This window comes from Streptomyces recifensis (assembly GCF_002154615.1).
GTDB classification, from domain to species: domain Bacteria; phylum Actinomycetota; class Actinomycetes; order Streptomycetales; family Streptomycetaceae; genus Streptomyces; species Streptomyces griseoluteus.
Window position 1 is genome coordinate 1 of the sequence record NZ_MUNH01000514.1, and the last position, 5,572, is coordinate 5,572.

A 5,572-nucleotide genomic window follows, 5' to 3' on the forward strand; every position below is an offset into this window, starting at 1 on the left:
TCCCTGCTCGCCACCCGGCTGGTGGGCCGCGTCCGTACCGCGCTGGGCACCGAGACCGAGATCCGTACCCTCTTCGAGCACCCGACGGTCGCCTCCTTCGCCGCCGTCCTCGCCGACGGCGACCGCCCGGCCCGCCCCGCCCTCGTCCCGCAGCCGCGCCCCGAGAGGCTGCCGCTCTCCTACGCCCAGCGGCGGCTGTGGTTCCTGCACCGGCTCGACGGCCCCTCCGCCACCTACAACATCCCCTTCGCCGTACGCCTCGACGGCCCGCTGGACCAGGAGGCCCTGCGCGCCGCGCTGGACGACGTGGTGGCCCGGCACTCCGCGCTGCGCACCCTCTTCCCGGCCGACGGGGAGGGTCCGCACCAGCACATCACCGAACCGGGCGCGACGAGCGTGCCGTTCACCGTCCGGGACGCCGAAGAGGACCGGCTCGACGCGGCCGTGGCCGGGACCGCCGCCGAGGCCATCGACATCGAGACCGAACTCCCGCTCCGGGCCACGCTGTTGCGGCTCGCCGACGAGTCACACGTGCTGGTCCTCGTCGTCCACCACATCGCCGCCGACGGCTCCTCCCTCGCGCCCCTCGCCCGCGACCTGGGCACCGCCTACCGCGCCCGGGCCGGCGGTGAGGCCCCGGCGTGGACCGCGCCGCCGGTCGACCACGTGGACCACGCGCTCTGGCAGCGCGCCCTCCTCGGGGACGAGGCCGACCCCGGCAGCGTGCTCGCCGGCCAACTCGACCACTGGAAGGAGGCGTTGAGCGGGCTGCCCGAGCTGATCGACCTCCCGTGGGACCGGCCGCGCCCCGCCGTACCGCAACACCTCGGCGCCACACACGACTTCACCCTGGACGCCGACCTCGCCCGCCGGATCGCCGACCTCGCCCGCACCAGCGGATGCAGCGTCTTCATGGTCCTCCAGGCCGCCCTCTCCCTGCTGCTCTCCCGGCACGGCGCGGGCGAGGACATCCCGCTCGGCACCGCCGTGGCCGGACGCACCGACGAGGCGGCCACCGATCTGGTCGGCTTCTTCGTCAACACCCTCGTCCTGCGCACCGACCTCTCGGGCGACCCCACCTTCCGTGAACTCCTGGACCGGGTGAAGGAGTTCGACCTCTCCGCCTACACCCACCAGGACCTGCCCTTCGAGCGGCTGGTCGAACTCCTCAACCCCGCCCGCTCGCAGAGCCACCACCCGCTGTTCCAGACCATGCTCGTCCTCCAGAACCACAGCCCGGCCGCCCCGGTCGAGCTGCCCGGCCTCACCGTGAGCCCGGTCCCGGTCGAGCTGGAGGTCAGCAAGTTCGACCTCTCCTTCACCTTCACCGAGACCCACGACGACCAGGGCGCACCGGGCGCCATGCGGGCCGCCGTGGACTACGCGACGGAACTCTTCGACCGGGCGACCGTGGAGGCCCTCGGCGAGCGCCTCGCCGGGCTGCTCACCGCCGTCACCGCCGACCCCGACCGCCGGCTGCGCGCCTACGACGTGCTCACCGACGCCGACCGGGCCCGCGTCACCGCCTGGGGGACCGGCCCCGAGGCGGACCGGCCCGAGAGCGTCCCCGCGCTCCTCAGGCGCTGGGTACGCGGCACCCCGGACGCCCCGGCGGTCCGCGACGCCACCACCACGCTCACCTACCGCGAACTCGACGCCCTCACCGACTCCGTGGCCGCCGAGCTCACCGCGCGCGGGATCGGCCCGGAGGACCGAGTCGCCGTCGCACTGCCTCGCGACCGCGAGCTGCTGGTCACCCTGCTCGGCGTCCTCAAGGCCGGGGCCGCGTACGTACCACTGGACCCCGACTATCCGGCCCGGCGCCTCACCCATATGGTCGAGGACTCGCGGCCGCGCCTGCTGCTGACCACCCCCGAGGTGCGCGAGCGGCTGCCCGGACTCCCGGTGCCCTGCGTCCACGTGGGGGACCTCGTGCAGGGCACGGCGTCCGCCTCCGCCCCCGGTGACCCCGACCCGGCGCACCCCGCGTACGTCATCTACACCTCCGGCTCCACCGGCCTGCCCAAGGGCGTCGTCGTCACCCACCGGGGAGTCGGCGCGCTGGCCCGTACGCACGCCGAGCGGCTGCGGGTCGGGCCGGGCCACCGGGTGCTGCACCTCGCGTCCGTCAGCTTCGACGCGGCGTTCTGGGAGATGTGCATGGGCCTGTTCACCGGCGCCTGCCTGGAGATCGACGAGCGCGACGCCCTGCTGCCCGGACCTGCCCTCGCCGGCACGGTCCGGGAGCGCGGGGTCACCCACCTCACCCTGCCGCCCGCAGCGCTCGCCGTGATGCCGCCCGGCTCGCTGCCCGAGGGCACCACCATCGCCCTCGCCGGTGAGGCGTGCCCGCCGCACCTGGTGCGCACCTGGGCGCGCGACCGGCACCTGGTCAACGCGTACGGGCCCACCGAGACCACCGTCTGCGCCACCATGAGCGCCTTCCAGCACGCCGACGGGCCTCTCGCCCCCGACCGCACCGTGCCCATCGGCGTCCCCGTCGACGGCACCCGCGTCCACGTCCTCGACGCCCGGCTGGCCCCCGTACCGCCGGGCGTGGTCGGTGAGTTGTACGTATCCGGCGCCAGTCTCGCCCGTGGCTACCACGAGCGGGCCGCCCTGACGGCGACCCGGTTCGTCGCCGACCCCTTCGACCGCGCGGGCGGCCGGATGTACCGCACCGGTGACCTGGCCCGCTGGACCGCCGACGGCGAACTCGTCTACGTCTCGCGCGTCGACGACCAGGTCAAACTGCGCGGGTTCCGCATCGAGCTGGGTGAGATCGAGGCCGCGCTGACCGCGCTGCCCGGTGTCGGTTCCGCCTGCGCGACGGTCCGCGAGGACCGGCCCGGCGACCGGCGCCTGATCGCCTACACGGTCGCGGAGGAGGGGCAGCGGGTCCCCGACGGCACCGAACTGCGCGCCCGGCTCGCCGAGACGCTGCCCGATCACATGGTCCCGGCCGCCTACGTCACGCTCGACGCCCTGCCCCTCACCCCCAACGGCAAGACCGACCGGCAGGCCCTCCCGGCGCCCGAGCGCACCGCGCCCGGCGAGGGCACCGCCCCGCGCACCGACCTGGAACGCGAGCTGTGCGCGGCGTTCGCGGAGACCCTCGGTGTATCCGAAGTCGGCGTCCACGACGACTTCTTCGCCCTCGGTGGCCATTCCCTCCTCGCCGTCACCCTCGCCCAGCGCATCGAGGAACGCCGCGGCCGGCGCCTGTCCCTGCGGGACCTCTTCGCCGCGCCGACGGTGGAGGGTGTCGCCCGCCTGCTGGAGCGCACGCCCGGCGAGCAGGGGTACGGCAGCGGGCCCGACCTCGCCGACGAGGTCCGCCTCGCCCCCGACATCACGGCCACCGGCCGCAGGGGCGCCCGTCCCGGCACGCGCCCGCTGCTCACCGGGGCCTCCGGGTTCCTGGGCGCGTTCCTTCTGCGGGACCTCATCGAGAGCACCGACGGCCCCGTCGACTGCCTGGTCCGCGCCGAGGACCCGCAGCGGGCCGCCGAGCGGCTGCGGGCCAACCTGGAGCACTACGGCCTCTGGCAGCCCCGCTACGAGACCCTGATCAACGCGGTGCCGGGCGACCTCGCCTCCCCTGGCCTCGGCCTGACCCCGGAGGCCCGCACCGCCCTGGTCCGCCGCCTCGGCCCGGTCCTGCACAACGGCGCCCGCGTCAATTTCGCCGCGGGGTACGGGGATCTGCGCGCCCCCAACGTCGCGGGCACCGAGGAACTGCTGCGGCTGCTCGCCGACTCGGCGTCACCGGGTATGCACTACATCTCGACCACGAGCGTGTTCGCCCCGGCGACCGGACCCGACGCGGTCGTCATCACCGAGTCCACCCCGACCGGGCCGCCGGCCGGCCTGCCCGACGGGTACGCCCGCAGCAAGTGGGTCGCGGAGGGCCTGGTCGGACTCGCCGCCGAACGCGGTCTGCCGGTCACCGTGCACCGGCCCGGCCGGATCAGCGGCGACACCGCCACCGGGGCCTGCCAGGACCGGGATCTGCTGTGGCAGCTCATCAAGGGCTGCCTCCAGGCCGGGGTCGTGCCCGACCTGCCGTACGGTTCGACCGACTGGGTGCCGGTGGACCACGTCAGCCGGGCGGTCGTGGCGCTCGCCGGGGCGGTGCAGCCCGGCGGCGAGGTCTACCACTTCACCAACCCGGACGCCCCGGACCTGGGCCGCGTGTTCGCGGCGGCCGCCCGGCTCGGTCACGAGCTGAACACCGTCCCCGTCGAGGAGTGGCAGGCCCGCGTCGCCGCCGACCCGGACAACGCGGCCCAGCTCTTCCTCGGGGACGAGCCGCAGACCCGGCACGAGGCGATGGACCGGCGGCGCTTCGACTCCCACCAGACGGCCAAGGCGGTGGACACCCTGGGTGTCCACCAGCCCGACCTGACCGACGAGGTGCTGGCCCGCTACCTCACCTGGTTCCAGCGCACGGGCTTCCTGCCGGCACCGGGGAAGGGAGGGGCCGCGCGTTAGCGGGCGGACCGCTCGGCGGCGCGCTTGATGCCGTGCAGGGCTTCCTCCAGGCCGCGGCTGACGTGCTCGCCCTCGACGTTGTCGGTGTGCAGCTCGACGGTCAGCCGCGAGCTGCCCGCCTCGTCGCCCGCGGCCACGTGCAGCCGGCCGTGGTAGTCGTCGGGCCCGGGCGCGCCCCACTCCAGGCTCTTGCCGTCCTCCAGCACATGGACCCACGCCTCGCTGGTGACGTCCTGCTCCGGTTCGCCGGGCGGGTCGATGTGCGCGGTGACGGTGACCCGGTCCCCGCCCTCGGGCTCGACCGCGGTCAGCCGGGGGAGGTAGGACGGGAGGTTCTCCACGTCCGCGAGGTAGTCGAAGAGCCGGTCCGCGGGGACGGCCACGGTGATCGAGTTGTCGTAGTTACCCATGGTCCCGCTGTGCCCCGGCGCGGGGAGCGGTAACGGTGCGGAGGGCCGGATTGATCCGGACGGGTGAACGGCCGCGGACGGGTGGCTCAGTACCGGGTCCCTGGGCCTCCTCGCCACCTCGCCGTACGGGTGGCGCAACAGGCGGGCGCTGTCGACGCGGCGGGCGTGGAGGCGCCTCTGCCGGGCTGAGCAGGGGTTTCGCAGGTCGGCAGGATTATTCGGCCGCCTCCGGGAAACGCGGACCGGGACCGCTTGACCGAGAGCGCCAGGAGGCGACCATGAGTGACGAGACCCCGATGGCGGACGACGCCTACCAGCCCACCGGCGGCAACGAGGAGCAGGAGGACGCCGCGCCGCTGGATCTTCAGGACGCGGTCGGTGAGCGGGACTACGACGAGATCCTCGACGAGGGGTACTCCCCGCCCGAGCGGCCACTGGGCGTCAACAAGCACGGGACCACGGCCGCCGAGCAGCACGAGGGCGAGACGCTGGACGAGCGGCTGGAGCAGGAGGTGCCGGACGTGTCCGCGCCGGCCGGGGACGGGGTGGGTGACCTGCCCGGCGGGGAGGGCGAACCGGTCGACCCGGAGGTCGGCGACGCCCGCGCGGGCCGCCTGGTCGCCCCGGACGAGGGCGCGCACACCGACACGGTGAGCGAGGAGGTCGCG

General features: G+C 74.8%; 3 protein-coding genes. 2 read left to right on the forward strand and 1 reads right to left on the reverse strand.

The window, feature by feature from the left end; genetic code table 11:
• Nucleotides 1-4,494: non-ribosomal peptide synthetase (locus tag CCN33_RS24585; RefSeq protein ID WP_140394652.1), on the forward strand; the 4,494-nt coding region annotated here is incomplete at its 5' end.
• Here CCN33_RS24585 and CCN33_RS24590 read toward each other — a convergent pair.
• Complete coding sequence (locus tag CCN33_RS24590) at nt 4,491-4,904, reverse strand: SRPBCC family protein (protein WP_086695670.1); 414 nt, start codon at nt 4,902-4,904, stop codon at nt 4,491-4,493. The genes CCN33_RS24585 and CCN33_RS24590 overlap by 4 nt on opposite strands.
• A gap of 278 nt (nt 4,905-5,182) precedes the next feature.
• Here CCN33_RS24590 and CCN33_RS24595 point away from each other — a divergent pair.
• A partial coding sequence (locus tag CCN33_RS24595; protein ID WP_086695671.1) for a DUF5709 domain-containing protein occupies nt 5,183-5,572 on the forward strand: 390 nt, incomplete at its 3' end.